The following is a 19,801-nucleotide window of genomic DNA, read 5'->3' as shown; positions in this document are numbered from 1 at the left end:
CTAATCTGAGACTATAAGAATACTGGAAATTTAATTTAGGAGGTAACTCCTAATTATGAGATTATAACAATACTTGAAAAATAAGTTGGGGTAAAAAATTATCTTACAACAACCATGATTGATAAACCACCTCAGGGGATAGATCAATGATTAAAGAAAATTCACCCATAGCAATATTTGGTTTGGGCCACATGGGGCTTCCCACAGCCGCGCTACTGGCAAAAAGTGGCCTGAAGGTTGTGGGTGTTGATATAAACAATGAAACTGTTGAAATGGTTAACTCTGGGCGATCTCCAATTATGGAACCTGGCCTGGAAGAGATGGTTGAAAAGGCAGTGGGAAATAACTGTTTATCTGCCACTAATGACACTTTAAGTGCAGTAAGAGCGGTTAAAATAATTATGATTATCGTTCCCACGCCAGTGGATGATGATAAAAAATCAGATCTCTCTGCAGTTATCTCTGCATCCAAATCAATTTCTGAAGGTTTAAAAAAGAATGACCTGGTTATCATTGAAAGCACGGTACCACCAGGAACCTGCGAGAATATGATAATTCCCTTACTGGAAGAAAGTGGTCTTAAAGCAGGATGCGACTTTAAAGTAGCTTACACTCCTGAAAGAGCCCTTCCTAACAACACCCTATATGAAATGACTCACAATGCACGGGTAATTGGCGGAATAAACTTTGAAAGTACTAAAATGGCAGCTTCACTCTACAAACGTATTACAAATGGCGAGATCATAATGGTACCGGACCTGGTGACAGCAGAAATGGTTAAACTAATGGAAAACACCTACCGGGATACTAATATCGCCCTGGCCAATGAACTGGCTTTAGTATGTGATGTTTTAGGAGTGGATGCCATTGAAGCCATCCAGGCTGCTAATCATCATCCCCGGGTGAACATACACACACCTGGGCCTGGTGTAGGTGGGCACTGCCTTTCCATAGACCCCTACTTCATAGTGGAAATTGCACGGGAAATGGGAGTGGAAACACCCCTCATCCAGACTTCCAGACAGGTTAATGAAAACATGCCTGGGGAAGTTGCCCGCATAGTGGCGGGAGCCTTGAAAGATGTTGGTAAAAATATTCAAGGGTCTAAAATTGGAATTTTAGGCGTGGCTTACAAGGGAAACGTTGCCGATGCCAGGGAAACACCTGCAAAACCATTAATTGAGGAATTAATCAGTAAAGGTGCGGAAGTTATGGTTAATGATCCCTATGTATCCCCGGATATCATTAAATCATGGGGGGCTCAGATCGTAGACTTGGAAACTGCCCTGGCCTGTGATGCTGTGGTTTTGGTAACTGATCATGATCTCTATCGGAACATCAAACCAGATATGATAAAAAATGGATTGTTGATATGCACGCGACCTATTCTTGACAGAGAACTCTTCCAAAAGGGTGGTGTGGTCTTTAAGGGAGTTGGAAGATCTTGAACCTTCTAATTTTTGAATACACCAGTGCAATGGGGATCAAAGACCCTGCCTTAACTGCGGAGGGCAAGGCCATGCTCCGTGGTCTTACCTGCGACCTGGAACGTTTACCAGCCAGCTACCTTATCTCCAAAAATATTGATGTAATTGAAGGAAGCAGATGCAAACCAATAGTTACAGAAGGAGCTATTGATGAATGGATCTCTAATAATATCTCTCAGTTTGACTTTTGTTTACCCATAGCTCCTGAAGAAGATTTTATACTATGTGGATTAACACGACTCATTGAGAAAAATGGTGTTCGGGTGGTGGGATCAGATTCAGATGCAGTACGCATTTGTTCTGATAAATACCTCACCTACAATATTCTGGAAGATGTGGTTCCAGTCATCCCCACCCACAGGGTTGCATGGGAAGATATTGGACTGTATGGGCAGGGGATTTCAGGCACTAAAAAAGTGGTTAAACCTGCAGATGGGGTGTCCTGTTCCGCAGTACAGATCGTGGATTCTGAAGACTCTTTTAAAAATGCTACCCGGAAAGTGAGAGAGGTAAGTAGCCTTCCTTACTTCCTGGTGCAGGATTACATTGAAGGGGCGAGTGCCAGTGTAAGTTTGCTCAGTAACGGTAAAAAAGCCATTCCAATTAGTTTAAATCAACAGAATATCAGTACCGAGAATGGTGTGATACAATATAATGGTGGAAAAGTTCCCATGACCCATCCATTGGAGGATGAGGCTAAAAAAATAGCTAAAAAGGCTGTTGAATCCATTAGGGGATTGAAAGGTTATGTTGGTGTGGACATGATCCTGGGTGATGATAAGGTGCATCTGGTTGAGATTAACTCCCGGATAACCACACCCTACGTGGCTCTTAGAAACATGCTCAGCTTTAATTTAGGGGAAGCTATAGTTCAGACTGTACAGGGTCAACTTCCCAGGGAATTCAGCCTGGAAAGAGAGATAGAAATCCAGAAAACTGGAAATCGCCTCCATTTAAAGGTGATTAATTGATAAATGGGAAATTCTCTTTATTTAAAGGTGATTAATTGAAAATTGCAGGTTTTGATATTGGCGGAGCAAACACAGACCTGGCTGTGGTTGAATTTGATGAGAATGGAAATATTATAGATATAAGGACTGAGTTTTCTTATCTTCCCATGTGGATCAAAAAGGATGAACTATCAGCCACCCTCCTGGAACTTTTAGGCACTGATATTGATGAAATCGACGCAGTTGGTGTTTCCATGACTGCCGAACTTGCTGATAGCTACCAGAACAAGAGTGAGGGGGTGCTGGATATTTCAGCCAGAGTCATGGAATCATTCAACCTGCCAGTTGCATTTGTGGGTCTTAATGGTATGATGAATTATGATTCAGTTCGAAAAAGTCCACAGGAGTTGGCTGCAGCTAACTGGATCGCCACAGCACCAATAGCAGCTCACATGGCCCCTGATTGCATATTTATAGACACCGGAAGCACCACCACCGATATCATTCCCATTAAAAATGGTATGGAATGTGCTAAGGGAAGATCAGATCTTGAAAGGCTTGCAACCGGTGAATTAGTATACACCGGCACCCTCCGCACTAACGTTGCAACCCTGGTGGATAAAGTACCCTTAAAAGATGAATGGGTACGCACAGCATCGGAACTTTTCGCAGTAACTGCCGATGTTCACTTGGTTCTGGGAAACATCACCCCTGAAGATTACACTTCCGAAACCCCTGATGGTGAGAATAACTCTCGTGAGGCTTCACTTTTAAGATTATCACGGGTGGTATGTGGGGATATGGATTTACTGAGTCAGGATGATGTTGTGAAAATAGCACGGTTCATCTACCAGAAACAGACAGAAAAAGTGGCTGAAGCCCTTAAAGAAGTCAGTGAAAGGGAAAATATAGAGCTGGTAATTGCAACAGGTTTGGGAATGAGCATCATAGGATGTAAAGCCGCAGAACTCCTGGGCCTGGAGGTTAGGACCATGGAGGAAATCCTCACCCGGGAGGATTGTGTGGTGGCCCCTGCGGTGGGAACCGCTCTTCTCATGGAGAAGTTCCTGGAAACAAGATCTAAATCTCGGGATTTATAATATAGAAAAAAATCATGGGATAAATAGTAAAATATTCATTAGGAGATTATAATTCTATGAAAAAGAGTTTAATAATTGTGATTATAATACTGGGGTTAGTGGGAGTTTTTTTATTTGCTAACTCGAGTCAGCACTCTATTTTAGGCTCTAATCAACAAGGATACGTCACTAAAGAGGTTTATTCTCATTATGGTAATTCTACTGTAAAAATTGCCGTGGTGACGGGCATGCATCCTCGGGAGAATCTCTCCACCAACCTGGTTCCCCAAGTGGTGAAACTCTATGCCATTCTGAATAATGTGGAGATAGTTGATTATCATGTGACGGTAACTGACCAGCCAGATGACTTTGATGTTGGTCGGAGTAATGGCCAGGACCTGGTTGAACAGTATGCCATTCCAGATATTAAAAAATCAGATTACCAGCTGGTAATCATTGCCCATGACCATGAACAAGGTTACGGTGAAGGATATTACATAGCCACCCCCACCCATGATACCAAATCAATTACACTGGGTGAAGCAGTTCATCAGTTACTCCCCCAATTTAATTATTATCCTGGTTCATCCAGCACCCGTGAGAAGAGCAGTTCCATATCTCAGATTGACCGGCCTCTGACCAATGCAGGATATCCTGTTTTTGTCTATGAGATTCCAGAGTGGAACACCCAACTGGAAGCAGCACAGATGACCTACCAACTCTTCAGTGCCAGTTTCAAAGTTATAACGGCTTCAAATTAAAAAAAAAGATTAAAAAATTGAAAAAACTGATTAATAGTGAGGACATGATTTAAATTATTAAACCATGATTGAAATCATTAAAAAAATTCCATAAAAATTTAAAAAATCATTTTAATAGAAAAAATTTATACATTAGAACCATTCATATTAAAAAAAATTATTAAAAAAGAAGGGGGGGATAGTTTGGGATGGAATTATTTGCTGGTATTTATTTAAATTCAATCAATATCAGTATGTATAATGAGCAATCCATATATCACTATTAAACAGTATAAAACATCCAATTAATACCAAACATTTTTCATACCCAGTAAATAGGCAATGATATTAGTTCCCAAGTGAAGAAAGATACTAATTATAATTATCAGAATGATTAAAGTAAATGGAATAGCTACTACCAGAGATGCGAAGAGTAGGGCACCTACCACAAAATCTAACTGATCCATAAATGGTACTGGTCGTCCTCGTTCCACTTTGAATCTTCTCTTAATAAAACTCCCACAAGCGTCTCCTATAATCGCACCACTACCCAGTGCAAGACCCAGTAATGCGCCCTGTACTATGTTGTTGGTTATAGTTCCCTGAACCAGATTAGCTATTCCTGGATCTCCTAACACTAAAAGGTCATGTACTATATTACCGGCTATAGCTCCTTGAAGCAGGCCGATTCCCATTCCGATTAGGATGCCTATGATGGTCCCTTTCCAAGTGACACCATCTCCAAGTATCCTACGGCTGTCATTAAGGGATCGGCCCATATCAAGGGGTGTTCCTCCCCCAAAGGTAAGGGCACCGGCGTTGGCTAAGTAAGCCGGTAACATAAAGTATATAGCATAAGCGGATAAAATCAAAACACTGAAAATACTCGAGTCCATAGTTTACCTCCGATTTAAAACAGGATAATAGTTATGTGCTTAACCATAAATACTATATGCTAGTTGAAATCCTCAATGTTTGTTAAGGATGATAGTTGACTTATAACCCAAAATTCAATAATATATAGGTGAGATGATGGTCATAAAGAAAACGAAAAGCCTGTGTCCTGAATGTCTTCGAGTCTTGGATGCAGAAGTCTTTGAAGACCAGGAAAGGATAATGATAAAGAAAACGTGCCCCGAGCACGGTGAATTCGAAAATACTTACTGGCAAAGTTCAGAAGCTTACCATTACGCATCTGATTATGGTTATAAAGGTGATGGTATTGACAATCCTCGTACTGCTGTAGAGGGCGAATGTCCTCAAAATTGTGGGCTGTGTGCTGAACATGAGAGTCAGACTATATTAGGCCTTATTGATGTTACTAATCGTTGTAATCTTCGTTGCCCTATTTGTTTTGCTAATGCAGCTGTATCTAAATCTTTATATGAGCCTACTTACGAGGAAATACGTGGGATGTTACGGAATCTCCGTGCAAACCAACCAGTCCCCACCCCTGCCATCCAGTATGCAGGTGGTGAACCCACTGTACGAAAGGACATTGTGGAACTGGTGAAGTTAGCACGGGAAGAAGGATTCAGCCATACTCAAATAGCTACCAATGGTATTAAACTGGCTAAAGATCCAGAGCTTGCTCAGAAACTTAAAGATGCCACTTTAAACACCATTTATCTTCAGTTCGATGGAGTTACTGAAGAACCATACATAAAAGCCAGAAACCGTAACTTACTGCCAATCAAATTGGAAGCCATTGAAAACTGCCGTAAAGCAGATCTGGGAATTGTATTGGTACCCACTCTGGTTAAAGGGATCAATGATGATCAGGTTGGTGATATCATAAGATTTGCCATTGAAAACCTGGATATCATCCGGGGCGTGAACTTCCAGCCGGTGTCCTTTGCGGGCAGAACACGTTCTGATGAAGTGGAAGAACAGAGAATAACCATACCCACCTTCCAGAAATTGGTGGAACAACAGACCGATGGCAAGATTGGGTGTGATGATTTTTACCCTGCCTCTTCAGTTATACCCATCACTGATTTTGTGGAAGCCATTGAAGGAGAAGATCAGGTATCATTCACTTGCCACCCCCACTGCGGTGCTGCCACCTATGTTTTCATTGATAATGATGAAATTATCCCCATAACTCAGTTTGTAGATGTGGATCGCTTTTTCAACCTTCTTTCCCGAAGCAGTGGTGATATAAAAGATGGGGGATTGGTTGGTAAGGCTAGGGTCATAAGCAGGGCCACTATGGAACTTCCCAAAACTATTGACCGGGATAAAAAACCTGATTCACTGGATATAACTGGCATACTGACCAAGGTCTTTAAGGAAAGATCTTACAGTGCCCTGGGAGATTTCCACCATAAAACGTTACTCATATCCTGCATGCACTTCATGGATCCCTGGAACTTTGACCAGGACCGGGTTAAAAGATGTGTGATCCACTACGCAGTTCCTGATGGACGTATAATACCATTCTGTTCTATGAATGCAATTTACCGCTCAGAGGTTGAGAAGAAGTTCGCAAAACCACTGAAAAAATAAGTTTGCAAAAACACTAGAAGTTCTCTAAACCCCTATAATAGAGTTCTTTAATCACTCAATAAAATAAAACTGGTATCAGAATTGATAATTAAAACTCCCTCAAGGCTCCATCTAACCCTGATCGATCTCAACGGTTCACTGGGTCGAATAGATGGTGGGGTGGGCCTTACACTGGAAAAACCCCGACTGGTTCTGGAAATGAACCAGAAGGGTAGTGAAATTGCAGTAGAATTTAAAAACCGCCAGAACATACCGGTTAATGTTATAAATGATTATGAGGATAAAATAAGAAATTCTGCCCATCGAATGATAGAATACCTTCATTTAGAAGGAGGGTATAGTTTCACTATTCATGAAACATATCCATCCCATTCTGGTTTGGGTTCTGGCACTCAACTATCTCTGGCTGTGGGTAAACTCCTTTCTGACTTGGATAATCGCGAAATAAGTGTACCTCAAATTGCTAATATCGTTGGTCGTGGAGGCACATCGGGTATAGGTGTAGCATCCTTTGATGAAGGTGGTTTTATAATCGATGGAGGCCACCATCATGGGGAGAAACCTGACTTTTTACCTTCATCTGCTTCAGAAGCATCACCTCCACCAATTATTGCCCGGTACGATTTCCCAAAGGACTGGAAGGTGGTTCTGGTTATTCCTCATGTTGAAAAGAATGTTTCCGGAGAAAAAGAGGTTAATATCTTCCAGAAATACTGCCCCATACCCTTAGAGGAAGTCCAGCGACTTTCACATCTTCTCTTAATGAAGATGATGCCTGCTGTCTTAGAAAAAGACCTGGAAGGTTTTGGAGAAGCGGTTAACAGCATACAGAATATTGGATTTAAAAAAATCGAGAACAGGCTGCAAAAACCAGTTATAGGGGAGATAATGCAGTTTCTTCGGGATGCTGGTGCCCCGGGGGTGGGTATGAGTTCATTTGGACCTACCATCTATGCAGTTACTGACAGTCCTCAGAGTATAGTAAGTGCAGCTAATGATGCACTTGCAGATGTAGGTGGCAATATCATTGAAACCAGGGCTCAAAATAATGGTGCTGTCAGGTAAAGGCATACTTAAAAATTAGTGATTCTGCGGTTTAATCAACTGAGTTTCTGGTTTGAAAAATCAATTACTAAAATCCAATTATAAAATATAAATTTACTAAAATCCACTATAATCCAATTATAAATAATAAATTTACTAAAATCCACTATAATCCAATTATTAAATATAGAAATCATCCTGAGTCATTTAATTAAAAAAATCATTCTAATGGTACTATGAAAGAGGAAATAAAAGGTAAAGTTTGGAAGTTCAGGGATAGTATAGACACTGATGTAATAATACCCGGACGATACTTAAGGACTTTCAGTTTAGACGAGCTGGCAAGTCATGTCATGGAAGGAGAGGACCCTGAATTCGCCAAAAATGTGAAAAAAGGTGACATTATCGTGGCTGGTTGGAATTTTGGCTGCGGATCCTCCAGGGAACAGGCTCCAGTAGCTTTAAAACACGCTGGTGTGGATGCGATTGTAGCTAAGTCTTTTGCGCGTATATTTTATCGTAACGCTATAAATGTGGGTTTACCAGTCATAGTGGCGGATATAGATGCAGATAAAGGAGATGAACTTCGAATTGATCTGGCAGAGGGAATGATCCAAAACCTAACCACTGGAAAAAGTTGCAGTATACAACCCTTCCATGATTTCATGCTGGGAATACTCCAGGATGGGGGTTTGGTTAAACATTATTTACACGAAAAAAAGAAAAACCATCCTGATGAAGTTTAATTAAATAAAATTCGCATAGATTTATATTTCCATAATTTTTATCCCTATTAATATTTTAACTACTAAATTAATATTATAATAATGGTTTAATCCATCAATTCTTAATCAGAATAATTCATATTTATAATATTTAAAATACATAAAATTTTCATAATCTTTTACAATTATTCTTTAACTTATTTTGATAGCGAGGAAAGAAAATGAAATGTCCAGTTTGTGATTCTGAATCTCATGAAATACTAAAAACTAAGGGTAAAAACACCAAAGAAGTTCTTTTAAAGTGTAATGAATGTGGAAACACATTCAGAGAGACAATAAACATTCCTAAAATGGTGGAGTGCCGAGTAATCATCAGCAAATTTGAAGAATCAGTAAAAAAAACCATTAAACTCTATCCTGACGAGATTTTGCAGGCCGGAGAAGTGCTGATTGTGGATGATGAGGAAGTTGAAATAACTTCACTGGAAAACACCAGGGGCGGTCGTGTTTTGAAAAGTCCGGTCTCTGAACTGGTAACTATCTGGGCTGCATCCCTTGCCGGGCCAGCCAGAGTAGGAATATCCATAGATTACGGTGGAAGGATCCTGTCCCGAAAGGTGGAGGTTGAAAGGGATTTCCAGTTTAATGTAGGGGATGTTGTGAAACTGGAAAGATCAGTCTTCCAAATAAAATCCATGAAAACCATTACATCAAGGATCAGGAAGGGCGGGGCTGTGGCAGAACAAATTAAAAGAGTTTATGGAAGACCTGCAGATAAAAGAGACAGATTTCAGTATGATTTAACCTCTAAAATAGTTGAAACAGCTGAAGTGGTTGATGAGAGTGAATAATCTAAGGATAATAATATGCCCCAAATTTCTCTAATAACCAATCCCCTAGTCTTCAGCATTAATCAATCCCCTAGTCTTCAGCATTAATCAATTCCCTAGTCTTCAGCATTAATCAATTACCACATCTTTAGTATTAATCAGTTTCAGCAAATCTTCAGCATTAATCAATGGCAAATTCCATATTAATCGATTCACCAAAATAATCTTAAGTTCATTTATCCTGTTTGAAAACCAGGATTTTATGAGAATTTTTAAAGTGGTTTATATGAAGGCTGAAAGAGAAAATCTGGTGGAAAGACTCTTTAACCAGGGATACATAAGGACTAAAAATGTAAAAAAGGCCATGCTTAAGATTCCTCGGGAGAAATTTATGCCCCCTGAGAACAGTTCTTATGCATACCTAGATCGTCCATTTCCCATTGGGAATGGTCAGACCATTTCTGCTCCACATATGGTGGCAATTATCGCCGAAAAGTTAGAATTACAAGAAGGAATGAATATTCTGGAAATTGGAACTGGTTGGGGATATAATGCTGCGGTGGTAGGTGAAATAGTGGGCAAAAAAGGCCATGTCTACACCATAGAACGAATTACCGCCCTGGCAGAAAAAGCCAGAGACAACCTGAAGAAAACTGGCTACTCTGATGTTGTAACGGTGATAGAAGGCGATGGAACCACAGGATATCCTGATAAAGCCCCTTTTGATCGGATTTATGGAACAGCCAGCGCCCCTAAAATTCCAGAACCCCTTAAAGAACAGCTGAAAATTGGTGGAAAACTGATTATACCCATGGGGTCTGATTACTTTCAGGAACTGGTATCTGTCCAGCGAATTGCCGATGATGATTATCAGACCATTAATCTGGGAGGAGTTGTTTTCGTTCCAATGATCGGCAGACATGGCTGGCCTGAAGATTAAATGAAATCAAACCTAAAGAATTAATGAAATCAAACCTAAAAACCTAAAAAACCTAATTTTCAGTTATCTTAACTCCTATTTTTTAAATATATTTCATAATGATCTCTCCATCATAAACCCCTTCACTTGCATAGATAATTCCAATACCTTATCAAAACAACAAATAATCTTATCTAATATAATCAAATTTATATCAAAAATATCTAATTAGAAACATTATTATAAAATCCTGATTAACATGAAAATCTATATGGAAACATTTGGTTGCACCTTCAACCAGGCAGACTCCCAGATAATGGCTGGTTTACTGGAAGAAACTGGTGGGAAAATTGTAAAATCCCCTGAAGAGGCGGATGTTATTATCATAAACACCTGTTACGTCAAACAACCCACTGAACAGAAAATAACCAATCGTATTGGTAAAATGCAAGCTCAGTTTCCACAGAAGAAATTGCTCATTGCCGGCTGCATGGTGGATATTGATCCAGAAAAACTGAAAAAACTGGCACCACAAGCAGGATGGATCGGGGCTCGTAGGATAAATTCAGCTCCAGAAGTGGTCGAAGCAGTTATGAATGGTCATCTGGTGAGGGAAACAGGTCATGGGGATGATGTTAAAACCTGCCTTCCACGGAAGCGTTCTAATCCACTGGTGCACATTCTCCAGATTTGTGAGGGATGTCTGGGTAAATGCAGTTACTGCTGCACCAGATTTGCACGGGGAAGATTACAGAGTTATCCTGTATCTCTTTTAAGAGCCGAAGCAGAGCAGGCAGTGGCTGATGGGTGTGTGGAAATCCAGCTCACAGCCCAGGATACTGCTGCCTATGGAAAAGACACCGGGGAAAACCTGTCTGATCTTATAAATCAAATAACTTCTATTGAAGGTGATTTTCTCATACGAGTAGGAATGATGCACCCCAAAAACATCGAAGACGATCTGGAAGCCATTATAACTTCTTTTAAAAATGAAAAAGTCTATAATTTCCTCCATCTCCCCTTGCAGAGTGGGAGTAATCAGATTCTCTCTGATATGAATCGTGGGCACACTGTGGAAGAATACTTGGATATAGTAAACCATTTCCGGACAGAAATACCAGAACTATCCCTGGCAACAGATGTCATTGTAGGATACCCCACCGAGGATGATGATGCTTTCCAGGACACTCTTGACGTAATTCAGGAGATATACCCTGATTTTCTACATATCTCCAAATATCATCACCGCCCTGGCACCAGGTCATCATTACTTCCTGAGATTGATCACCAAACCATGAAAAAGCGTTCCCGGCAGTTAAACGATCTTAAAGTAGATATTGCCACCGCTAATAATCGAAAACTCAGGGACACCCATCAAAAAATACTGATCACCGATAAAGGAAGTAAAGGGGGATATATAGGCCGCACCAACTCCTATAAAACTGTGGTAGTGGAAGAAGCCCTTCCGGGAGCTTTTCTTGATGTAGAGATAACCCATTCCCTGAGCACATATTTAAAAGGAAAAATCTCCAAGTAAGATGTTGAATGTACTGACTATTATCTACTGGGACCATTATTCTACCGATTTATGAATTTAATTTAAGCAGATGATTATCCTCATCATTGTAGATTAATGTAAATTTAATTACTATTTTTCCTTTTAATTACATTCTTGTCATCGGATTCTTCTTATTTATAATAAAACCTCTTTTTAATCCCATGGTAAACCATATATAGCCCTATAAACAGACAAAAAAAAGATAGTATGAACTATTTAGTCTGTGAAATTTGCGGCGGATACTACCAATTGGCGGATGGAGAGTCCTCTACTGACTTCGATTCATGCCAGTGTGGGGGTAAACTCTATATGGTGGGAGAGGGGGATGAATTTGAATTCCAATCCCCTAAAGTCATCTGTAAAGACTGTGGTAATGTAAATACAATTAGCACTGCTTTTTGCAGTGCATGTGGTCAAATATTAATCCCGGCCAAAGAAGTATCCGGGACTACGCGTAATGAATCAATTAAACCCCTAGGAATATTTGCCGGGGTGACGTTCATTTTAGTTTCAATAGTTATACTGGGATTATTCGTTTAATTTATTCAGATAATTCGTTAGGTTTTTCGATAATTTTATTTGTTATCATTTTAGTTTTATTATAATTCGTTAACATGTATCCAGTCATATTGCCATTAAATCTTTGATGAAATGATTTTCTCTTGATGAATGTTATTTATTAAAATAGTTATTAATTTCAGAGGCTTTAATTTTTAGGGGGCTCTTGTAGGGATTTGTATAGCCGTAGTTATTTCAATCATTCCTGGAGGATTTATTCTGGCTTATATGGGAATTCTCCCCTGGTTAGCCATTTTAATAGGAGGATCAGTCATATATGGAATATTAACTGGAACCGGTGGTTTAGTAGCTGTTGCCGTGCGTAAACACACTGGAATAATTTAGATATAAGTTAATTAATTTGAATTACAGAAGAAGGACTGTTTGCCGTATTATGGGTGGCTTTTAACTTATCCTGAACATCTTTATCCTTAGAATTGGCAAAAACCACATATTTAGTTTACAAATTAATGGAATTCATGTAAATCTTAGAAAATTAGTTTTAGATCTAAAAAATAAACCATAAATTATACCGTAAATAATAAAGGCATTTCAAAAAAGCTAAAATAATAAGTAAGGGGAGTGCCGTGGGCCGGACTTGAACCAGCGACATCCAGATCTTCAGTCTGGCGTTCTCCCAACTGAACTACCACGGCATGATGGGCCCGACGAGATTCGAACTCGTGATCACCTCCGTGTCAGGGAGGTATCATACCCCTAGACCACGGGCCCGCATTCAAACATTATTGTCCTATACTATATAAACCTTTTCCATGGAATGCCAAATAAAAATTTATCCAAAGTCCACTCCCTAAAATTATAATAATATTTAAGAAAAATGTATATGCCTAAAATAACAATAAGATATACAATAACAAAAATGTAGGGGTGACATGATGGATATCCAGGATCCAATAAAAACCACGGTAGAAGAGCTTCGAAAGGTTTTGAATATAGAAAACGTGATTGGGGAAGTAATAGAAAGCGAAGATAAAATAATGATACCTGTAACCCGAATGGGAATGGCATTTGGAGCAGGCATGGGTGATGGAAAAGGTTCTGCAAATGAAGGATTTTCTGCAGGAGCTTCTGGTGGAGGTGCAGGTATAGAACCAGTAGCAATGGTAGTGGTTTTCAAAGGTCAAAGCGGACCTGAAGGAGTTAAAGTATTGCCATTAAAAAATCCAGACCCATTATCCCGGGCAATTGGTGAAGTCAGTACTGCCATAGTTGAAGTCATGGCTGAAGGGAAAAAAATGGGAATGGGTAAAAAACACACTAAAAAACACACTAAAAATGCTGAAGAGGCAAAAACTGAAGAAAAAAAGGGTGAAGCTGCCGTATAAAAATGGATAAATTCAAAGAAATTTAAAATTTGTCCAATTGAACCTAAACATTTAATAACCTTAGAGCGGGTTAAGTTTGATATACACTATAATAGGCATCATAATACTTATTCTGGTGCTTATTTTATTGTCTTTTCTTTTGATTCCACTTAAGCTATCTTTAGAACTAGAAAAACAGGGATCTGAACTTAAAGGTCTTTTTAGTCTCAGATTTTTAGGTATACGCATTTTTTCAAGGGAAATACCTGAAGATGAAAAGGATAAAGAGGAAAAAGTGGAAGAAGATGAAGAAGAAACAGATAAGAAGGATGAATTTGACCTAAAACGTATTTTAAATATATTAAGATTACTTAAAGAATCATGGCCGCATATTTACCGGCTGATAACTGCATTTTATAGATCAGTGACTCTGGAAAAGTTTTCCCTTAATTTGACATTGGGAATGGAAAGTCCGGCAGACACTGCCCTTTTCACAGGATATATCTGGTCATTCACCTATCCGCTCAATGCTCTTACGCGAATTGATGCTGTTATAACACCAGATTTCCAGAGAAGGGTCTTAGATGGTAATTTTCAGATGATTATAAATTTAAAGCTCATCTGGATAGTGGTAGAAGCCATACGGGCATACACCAAAAAACCAGTACGAGAAATGATTCAGGAAATGCGTCGTTGATTGGTTGGAAAAATGAAAAATGAAAAAATAAAAGTTGGAAAACCAGTAAAAATAGAGAATAGGATTTTTTATCCCCTGGTTAAGATTTTTCACTGGAAACACAATCACGTAGAATCATATTCCCTATCTCCAGTGGCCATGATTGTAGTTGAAGGAGATATGAAATACATTCTTCCAATGGATGAATGTGAGGACTTAGAAAAGTTAGAACCCCTGATGAATATGGTCTAATACTATTTAAGGGAGTGCAGTTTCTTTTTAATGAACATAAATCTTTTCAATGGATTTCTCTGTCTTATTTTACCAGTAATATATGATCTTTTCAGATTTATTATCCTTTTTTTATAATATTCTTTAGAATAGATTTATGGGATAACTTCCATTTAAGAAAATCATTTATGTTTCTTTTTACAGAGAAATAAGTATAGATAGATTTAGTTTCAGGGGGATTCGTACTTTGAAGTTAGAGTGGGATGGATCGAGATCTGAGTATAAAACTTTCATGGTTTTATCTTTAGTAGTCTTATCCTGTGTTTTAACCTATTACTTTCACTTCGTTTTAAGATCCGGAATTGTTTTCACCCATTTTTATTACATACCCATAGTGCTGGCTGCGGTCTGGTGGAAACGGAAGAGTTTGTGGGTTCCCTTTTTCCTGGCTGGGGTGCTTATTTTAACAGACTGGATCAGTCCACTTAAAAGTGACTTTTTGTATGATGATATTTTCAGATCAATTATATTCATTTCAGTGAGTGTAATAACTATTCTTCTAAGTGAAAGCATAGAGAAATCGCAGATAAAGTTGAAAACCAGTGAAGAAATGTTCCGTTCTGTGGTTGAATCTGCCATTGATGGGATTATCACTACTAATCTATCGGGTAATGTAGTTTTTGTTAATGAAAGCTTTCAGAAAATGTTCCAATGCTCTGAAGAAGAAGTTCTGGGAGAATCAGTGAAGAAGTTTATCCCTTCCCGGTTGAGGGATAAATATGACGAACAAATGGACCAATTCCGTAAAACAGGTGAACATCAACTGGTTGGAACTTTTGAATCAGTGGGCCTAAGGAAGGATGGTAAAGAATTCCCCTTTGAAATATCCCTCACCAACTGGGAGGGGGATGGTGAAATATTCACCACTTCCATTATTAGGGATACAACCTATCGTAAAAATGCTGAGAAGACGCGGGCCATACTTTCAGCTATTGTGGAAAGCTCAGCAGAATCTATTATTGGTATGGATTTAAATGGTAATGTATTGAGCTGGAATAATGGGGCAGAGCGAACATATGGTTATAAGACAAGGGAAGTTCTGGGAAAATCAGGTTCCATAATATTTCCACCGGGTTCTGATGAACTCTCATATATACTGAAGACAATTGGTGGCGGGGAAAAGATCGATCATTATGAAACCAAGAGAATAACCAAAACAGGAGAAATGATCGACATATTCTTAACAGTTTCCCCTATAAAGGGTATATCTGGGGATATAATTGGATTATCTGCCATTGCAAGGGATATAACTCAGGATAAAGCCGCTGAAAAGGCATTGGCTAAAAGTGAAGCTCAGCTATCAATGATCACTACCCACATGGCGGATATTATATGTCAGGCCAGTAAGGATGGTCAATATATCTACGTAAGCCCTTCGGTAAAAACTGTTCTTGGTTTGGAACCTGGGGAACTGGTTGGAAAATCAATATTTGATCGGATGCACCCTGATGATCAGTCACGGGTCACCTCCTGCATTAAGGATGGCCTCGGGAAATGCATTACTCGATCGGTTCAGTATCGCTACATGAAGGCCGATGGCAGTTACGTGTGGCTGGGTACAAAGGGAACACCAATCTCTGATGAAGGGGTGGTCACTGGATTTATATGTAACAGTCGTGACATAACCCAACAGAAAAATGTAGAAGATGCACTGCGTGAGAGTGAGGAGAAGTACAGAACACTCATTGAATCAGCTAAGGATCCAATTTCTTTGTATGATGAGAATGGTATTTTTTTAATGGCCAACAAGTCAGGAGCACATAATATGGGTGAAGAACCTGCTGATCTGTTGGGTCGTTCACTCCGGGATTTTTTCCCCCCTGAAGTTGCCAAAAAGCAAATTGAATTAATAAAAAAAGTAATCAGCACAGAAGAGGGTTTAGATCTGGAAATGTTTGTTCCATACAGTGGAAAGGATCAATGGTTCAGTACAAGTCTACAACCAATTTATGGTCATGATAACCGAGTTCACAGTGTTCAGGTTATCTCTCGAGACATAACTGACATTAAGGAAGCCCAGATAAAACTTGAACAGGCCCTTAAGGATAAAGATATGCTGATGAAGGAGATATATCACCGGGTAAAGAACAATTTAATGGTGATTTCCAGTCTCCTTAATCTCCAGTCACGTTACATAAAGGATGAAGAAGCCCGGGGAATATTCAAGGAAAGCCAGGAGAGGGCTCATTCCATGGCCTTAATCCATGAAAGACTCTATCGCTCCACTGACCTGAAACACATAGATTTCGGAGATTACATCCGTACACTGTCCACGGATTTATTCCGAACTTATGTGGCTGACCCCGCCCGGGTCCAACTGGAACTGGAAGTGGAGGATGTGATGATCGATATCAACACCGCCATACCACTGGGTTTAATAATAAATGAATTAGTCTCTAATTCCATGAAACACGCTTTCCCCAACGAAAAAAGTGGGACAATAATGGTTAAATTCAAGGAGGATGGTAATCGGTGTGTTTTAGAGGTTAATGATACTGGGATTGGATTCCCCTCCGATATTGAACCGGATCAAACCGATTCACTGGGTCTTCAATTGGTTACCAGCCTCACCCAACAGATTGGTGGAGAACTGGAACTTGAAAGGAGTCCCAGAACCACTTTCCGCATAACATTTGAAGAAAAGAAAGTGGGTAAATCATAATAATAAAAATAATACCAATAATTGAATTCTATGGAAAAAAAAGAAGTGAATTATTTAGTTAATTAAAGGTCAATCTCTTTAAATTTTAATCTACCTTAAAGAAATCAGACTTCAATGCTCTACAGACTGGGCAAACATCAGGTGCTCCATTTTCTACAGTATTCCCACAGTATCCGCAGACATAGTAATCCACTTCTTCGTTATTTCCCAGAGCTTCCAGAGCTTTTTGGTAGAGTCCTGCGTGGATTTCCTCCACCTGGTTGGCCACATCAAAGGTCCACACTGCCTTTTTATTCTCGTCTGCCTTTGCTTCTTTGATGAAATCTGGATACATTTCTTCAAATTCTTCAATTTCACCTTCAATAGCATCTTTCAGGTTTTTTTCAGTGCTGTTAATACCTGCCATTACTGTTAAATGGTTATGTGCGTGAACAGTTTCAGCTTCGGCTGCTGCGCGGAAGAGTTTGGCCACCTGAGGGTGTCCTTCTTCATCAGCTTTTTTGGCGTATGCCAGATATTTACGATTAGCCTTAGATTCACCAGCGAATGCTTCATTTAGATTATCCATGGTACTCATGTTTTTTTACCTCATTTACTTGTAATCTTTTTTTTATTCTTATTAGATGGGATTACCTAAAAGGTGAGAGATTTAGTATTAGTTTTTCCCAACCATACAATTCCTCAACCATAACTTCATTTATATCTTTAAATGTTGTGATGTTTAAAGTTGCAGGATAAAACCAGTGCGTGCAAAGTTTCAGATGTAGGACACAAGTGGACCTGAAAAAAATATCATCCTAAAAAATAAGAAAAATAAGAAATAAAAAAAACTTAAGCGGATTTGACGGCCATTTCGATATCTTCGGCTTTGACAGTCTTTCTTCCAGCGTGTTTTGCAAGTTCGACGGCTTTTTTAGCTAGCTCTTCGCCATTTTCTTCCAGAGCTTTGGCTAAAGCCTCCTTTGCATCATCGCTTATCCTTTGTGCACCAGCGTTTTTGATGATCCTTCCAACTGGAGCAATTGGTAATTCAGCCATAATTTCACCTCCTAATCTAGCTAGGACTCTATAATATTTAAAGATATCGGTTTTCATGACATGATGGGCCATGGTACTTACCATGCACACTCACCACGTGTGATCATCAACCTACCAAAACTTTAAAGGTTATAAACATCAATAGGAATTCCCATGTATAAGAGTCCGGACATTGAACCCACCATAGAAGAGATACTTGATAAAGCTAGAAAACAGATTATTTCCTCTGAAGACGCACTTAAGCTTCTTAAAACTACTGGTAATGACTATCAGGCACTTATTCAAACAGCAGATTTGAGAAGACAGGAATTAGTTGGTGATAATGTTACCTATATTCAAAACTGGAACATCAACTTCACAGACATGTGCACTGGAACATGTGGGTTCTGTGCCTTCCGAAAAGACCCCACCGATAATGGTGCTTACTTCCTGAGTATGGATGAAATAGTACGAAGGGCAAAAACTGCATGGAATAATGGTGCAGTGGAAATCTGTATTCAGGGAGGACTCCATCCTGATATTGATGCCCACTTCTATGAAAAGATACTGCTCAGTGTTAAGGAAGAACTTCCCGATATCCACATTCATGCCTTTTCTCCTATGGAAATCTATTACGGAGCATCACAGTCCGGGATGTCCCTGAAAGAAACTCTGAAAATGTTAAAAGATGCAGGTTTAGGTTCCATGCCTGGAACAGCCGCTGAAATCTTGAACGATGAAGTTCGGAAGGTAATCTGTCAGGGTAAACTCACCACTTCAGAGTGGGTGGAGGTTGTTGAAACTGCCCACCACACTAGTGTGCCCACCACCTGTACCATGATGTACGGTCATGTGGAAAGTGTGGAGCACCGGGTGGAGCACCTGGAAATTCTCCGTAAAATACAGCAGAATACTGGAGGATTCACAGAATTTGTACCACTCACCTTCATGCACCAGAATGCACCCATCTATCAGCAGGGTATCTCCAGCCCGGGAACCACTGGTACTGAAGATCTGAAACTCTATGCAGTGGCCCGGTTGATGTTTGGAGAGTTACTACAGAATATTCAAGTTTCATGGGTGAAACTGGGATTCAAATTCGCCCAAGTATGTCTCACTGCAGGCTGTAATGATATGGGGGGAACTTTAGGAGAAGAGAACATATCCCGATCTGCAGGGGCGCAGCACGGTGTTTACACACCACCTAAAGAGCTGCAACGGATCATAAAGGATCTGGGACGGATTCCTGCCGAGAGAGACACTCTCTATAAGGATATAAAGCCAGTGTAATCATTTTCTTATATTTTTAATAATAATTAATTCCTACGACTGCATCAGAATACTTTCTGAACCCATCATAATTCTTTTGAGAGTCTAAGAATGTTTTCAAACCCTTTAGAATCTTTTTGGGATTCATTAGAATGTTTTTGGA

At 39.5% G+C, this 19,801-nt stretch carries 19 protein-coding genes and 2 tRNA genes; 16 read left to right on the top strand and 5 right to left on the bottom strand.

Translation table 11 applies throughout. The features are described 5' to 3' along the window. Positions 1 to 146: 146 nt before the first annotated feature. The 4 genes from HY987_RS12675 to HY987_RS12660 are packed head-to-tail and all read left to right on the top strand — an operon-like array spanning position 147 to position 4,277. Entirely contained in the window at positions 147 to 1,448 is a 1,302-nt protein-coding gene (locus HY987_RS12675) for a nucleotide sugar dehydrogenase (protein WP_292759395.1), read from the top strand. Further along, positions 1,445 to 2,458, top strand: coding sequence for an ATP-grasp domain-containing protein (locus HY987_RS12670; protein ID WP_292759392.1), 1,014 nt, complete (start codon positions 1,445 to 1,447; stop codon positions 2,456 to 2,458). The genes HY987_RS12675 and HY987_RS12670 overlap by 4 nt, the downstream gene beginning before the upstream one ends. 35 nt (positions 2,459 to 2,493) lie before the next feature. Further along, positions 2,494 to 3,537, top strand: a complete 1,044-nt coding sequence (locus tag HY987_RS12665) for a hydantoinase/oxoprolinase family protein (protein WP_292759390.1) — start codon at positions 2,494 to 2,496, stop codon at positions 3,535 to 3,537. 56 nt (positions 3,538 to 3,593) lie between these two features. Further along, on the top strand, positions 3,594 to 4,277 hold the full coding sequence (locus HY987_RS12660) for a hypothetical protein (protein ID WP_292759387.1): 684 nt from the start codon (positions 3,594 to 3,596) through the stop codon (positions 4,275 to 4,277). A 284-nt stretch (positions 4,278 to 4,561) separates the two neighbouring features. Here HY987_RS12660 and HY987_RS12655 read toward each other — a convergent pair whose 3' ends face one another. Next, positions 4,562 to 5,152 carry a CDP-2,3-bis-(O-geranylgeranyl)-sn-glycerol synthase gene (locus tag HY987_RS12655; protein ID WP_292759385.1) on the bottom strand — a complete coding sequence of 197 codons (591 nt, stop codon included), beginning with the start codon at positions 5,150 to 5,152 and terminating at the stop codon, positions 4,562 to 4,564. 136 nt (positions 5,153 to 5,288) lie between these two features. Between HY987_RS12655 and tes the strand changes: the two genes are divergently transcribed. From tes to HY987_RS12620, 7 genes are all read left to right on the top strand, one after another. Next, a complete protein-coding gene (gene tes, locus HY987_RS12650; protein WP_292759382.1) occupies positions 5,289 to 6,764 on the top strand; it encodes a tetraether lipid synthase Tes in 1,476 nt (491 codons plus the stop codon). An 81-nt stretch (positions 6,765 to 6,845) separates the two neighbouring features. Next, the gene (locus HY987_RS12645) at positions 6,846 to 7,829 is read left to right on the top strand and encodes a beta-ribofuranosylaminobenzene 5'-phosphate synthase (protein ID WP_292759379.1); all 984 of its coding nucleotides are present in this window, start codon (positions 6,846 to 6,848) and stop codon (positions 7,827 to 7,829) included. A gap of 215 nt (positions 7,830 to 8,044) precedes the next feature. After that, a complete protein-coding gene (gene hacB, locus HY987_RS12640; RefSeq protein WP_292759376.1) occupies positions 8,045 to 8,554 on the top strand; it encodes a homoaconitase small subunit in 510 nt (169 codons plus the stop codon). A gap of 200 nt (positions 8,555 to 8,754) precedes the next feature. Continuing rightward, positions 8,755 to 9,384, top strand: coding sequence for an HVO_0476 family zinc finger protein (locus tag HY987_RS12635; RefSeq protein WP_292759373.1), 630 nt, complete (start codon positions 8,755 to 8,757; stop codon positions 9,382 to 9,384). Between the two features lie 265 nt (positions 9,385 to 9,649). Then, a complete protein-coding gene (locus tag HY987_RS12630) occupies positions 9,650 to 10,303 on the top strand; it encodes a protein-L-isoaspartate O-methyltransferase (RefSeq protein ID WP_292759371.1) in 654 nt (217 codons plus the stop codon). A gap of 238 nt (positions 10,304 to 10,541) precedes the next feature. Beyond that, a complete protein-coding gene (locus HY987_RS12625; RefSeq protein ID WP_292759369.1) occupies positions 10,542 to 11,819 on the top strand; it encodes a tRNA (N(6)-L-threonylcarbamoyladenosine(37)-C(2))-methylthiotransferase in 1,278 nt (425 codons plus the stop codon). A 228-nt stretch (positions 11,820 to 12,047) separates the two neighbouring features. After that, complete coding sequence (locus HY987_RS12620) at positions 12,048 to 12,380, top strand: hypothetical protein (RefSeq protein ID WP_292759366.1); 333 nt, start codon at positions 12,048 to 12,050, stop codon at positions 12,378 to 12,380. A gap of 601 nt (positions 12,381 to 12,981) precedes the next feature. Here HY987_RS12620 and HY987_RS12615 read toward each other — a convergent pair. Continuing rightward, positions 12,982 to 13,054: transfer RNA gene (locus tag HY987_RS12615), tRNA-Phe, on the bottom strand. A 4-nt stretch (positions 13,055 to 13,058) separates the two neighbouring features. After that, positions 13,059 to 13,130: transfer RNA gene (locus HY987_RS12610), tRNA-Val, on the bottom strand. Between the two features lie 161 nt (positions 13,131 to 13,291). Here HY987_RS12610 and HY987_RS12605 point away from each other — a divergent pair. The 4 genes from HY987_RS12605 (at position 13,292) to HY987_RS12590 (ending at position 17,352) form a co-directional block, all read left to right on the top strand. After that, positions 13,292 to 13,744 (top strand): GerW family sporulation protein, encoded by a 453-nt coding sequence (locus HY987_RS12605; protein WP_292759363.1) that lies wholly within the window; start codon positions 13,292 to 13,294, stop codon positions 13,742 to 13,744. Between the two features lie 127 nt (positions 13,745 to 13,871). Beyond that, positions 13,872 to 14,420: a DUF2953 domain-containing protein gene (locus HY987_RS12600; protein ID WP_292759360.1), complete on the top strand. Its 549-nt coding sequence runs from the start codon at positions 13,872 to 13,874 to the stop codon at positions 14,418 to 14,420. A gap of 12 nt (positions 14,421 to 14,432) precedes the next feature. After that, the gene (locus HY987_RS12595) at positions 14,433 to 14,651 is read left to right on the top strand and encodes a hypothetical protein (RefSeq protein ID WP_292759357.1); all 219 of its coding nucleotides are present in this window, start codon (positions 14,433 to 14,435) and stop codon (positions 14,649 to 14,651) included. Positions 14,652 to 14,877: 226 nt separating this feature from the next. Beyond that, positions 14,878 to 17,352, top strand: coding sequence for a PAS domain S-box protein (locus HY987_RS12590; RefSeq protein ID WP_292759354.1), 2,475 nt, complete (start codon positions 14,878 to 14,880; stop codon positions 17,350 to 17,352). Between the two features lie 85 nt (positions 17,353 to 17,437). On the opposite strand, the gene HY987_RS12585 is transcribed toward HY987_RS12590, so the two are convergent. Beyond that, positions 17,438 to 17,929: a rubrerythrin family protein gene (locus tag HY987_RS12585; protein WP_292759351.1), complete on the bottom strand. Its 492-nt coding sequence runs from the start codon at positions 17,927 to 17,929 to the stop codon at positions 17,438 to 17,440. 254 nt (positions 17,930 to 18,183) lie between these two features. Further along, positions 18,184 to 18,390, bottom strand: a complete 207-nt coding sequence (hfoA2, locus tag HY987_RS12580; protein ID WP_004031856.1) for a histone HfoA2 — start codon at positions 18,388 to 18,390, stop codon at positions 18,184 to 18,186. 153 nt (positions 18,391 to 18,543) lie between these two features. On the opposite strand from hfoA2, the gene cofH reads away from it, so the two are divergent. Next, complete coding sequence (gene cofH / locus HY987_RS12575; protein WP_292759349.1) at positions 18,544 to 19,659, top strand: 5-amino-6-(D-ribitylamino)uracil--L-tyrosine 4-hydroxyphenyl transferase CofH; 1,116 nt, start codon at positions 18,544 to 18,546, stop codon at positions 19,657 to 19,659. Positions 19,660 to 19,801: the final 142 nt, after the last annotated feature.

Origin of the sequence: Methanobacterium sp., assembly GCF_016217785.1 — an archaeon.
Taxonomy (GTDB): domain Archaea; phylum Methanobacteriota; class Methanobacteria; order Methanobacteriales; family Methanobacteriaceae; genus Methanobacterium.
Note: the sequence above shows the minus strand (reverse complement) of the source record. Positions and strands in the feature narration are given on the sequence as shown.

What these genes read in the sequence shown, in the direction of transcription:
- HY987_RS12675 (WP_292759395.1), top strand. Translation starts at nt 147, where the DNA reads ATGATTAAAGAAAATTCACCCATAGCAATATTTGGTTTGGGCCACATG.
- HY987_RS12660 (WP_292759387.1), top strand. Translation starts at nt 3,594, where the DNA reads ATGAAAAAGAGTTTAATAATTGTGATTATAATACTGGGGTTAGTGGGA.
- HY987_RS12655 (WP_292759385.1), bottom strand. Translation starts at nt 5,152, where the DNA reads ATGGACTCGAGTATTTTCAGTGTTTTGATTTTATCCGCTTATGCTATA.
- tes (WP_292759382.1), top strand. Translation starts at nt 5,289, where the DNA reads ATGGTCATAAAGAAAACGAAAAGCCTGTGTCCTGAATGTCTTCGAGTC.
- hacB (WP_292759376.1), top strand. Translation starts at nt 8,045, where the DNA reads ATGAAAGAGGAAATAAAAGGTAAAGTTTGGAAGTTCAGGGATAGTATA.
- HY987_RS12635 (WP_292759373.1), top strand. Translation starts at nt 8,755, where the DNA reads ATGAAATGTCCAGTTTGTGATTCTGAATCTCATGAAATACTAAAAACT.
- HY987_RS12630 (WP_292759371.1), top strand. Translation starts at nt 9,650, where the DNA reads ATGAAGGCTGAAAGAGAAAATCTGGTGGAAAGACTCTTTAACCAGGGA.
- HY987_RS12625 (WP_292759369.1), top strand. Translation starts at nt 10,542, where the DNA reads ATGAAAATCTATATGGAAACATTTGGTTGCACCTTCAACCAGGCAGAC.
- HY987_RS12620 (WP_292759366.1), top strand. Translation starts at nt 12,048, where the DNA reads ATGAACTATTTAGTCTGTGAAATTTGCGGCGGATACTACCAATTGGCG.
- HY987_RS12605 (WP_292759363.1), top strand. Translation starts at nt 13,292, where the DNA reads ATGATGGATATCCAGGATCCAATAAAAACCACGGTAGAAGAGCTTCGA.
- HY987_RS12595 (WP_292759357.1), top strand. Translation starts at nt 14,433, where the DNA reads ATGAAAAATGAAAAAATAAAAGTTGGAAAACCAGTAAAAATAGAGAAT.
- HY987_RS12585 (WP_292759351.1), bottom strand. Translation starts at nt 17,929, where the DNA reads ATGAGTACCATGGATAATCTAAATGAAGCATTCGCTGGTGAATCTAAG.
- hfoA2 (WP_004031856.1), bottom strand. Translation starts at nt 18,390, where the DNA reads ATGGCTGAATTACCAATTGCTCCAGTTGGAAGGATCATCAAAAACGCT.
- cofH (WP_292759349.1), top strand. Translation starts at nt 18,544, where the DNA reads ATGTATAAGAGTCCGGACATTGAACCCACCATAGAAGAGATACTTGAT.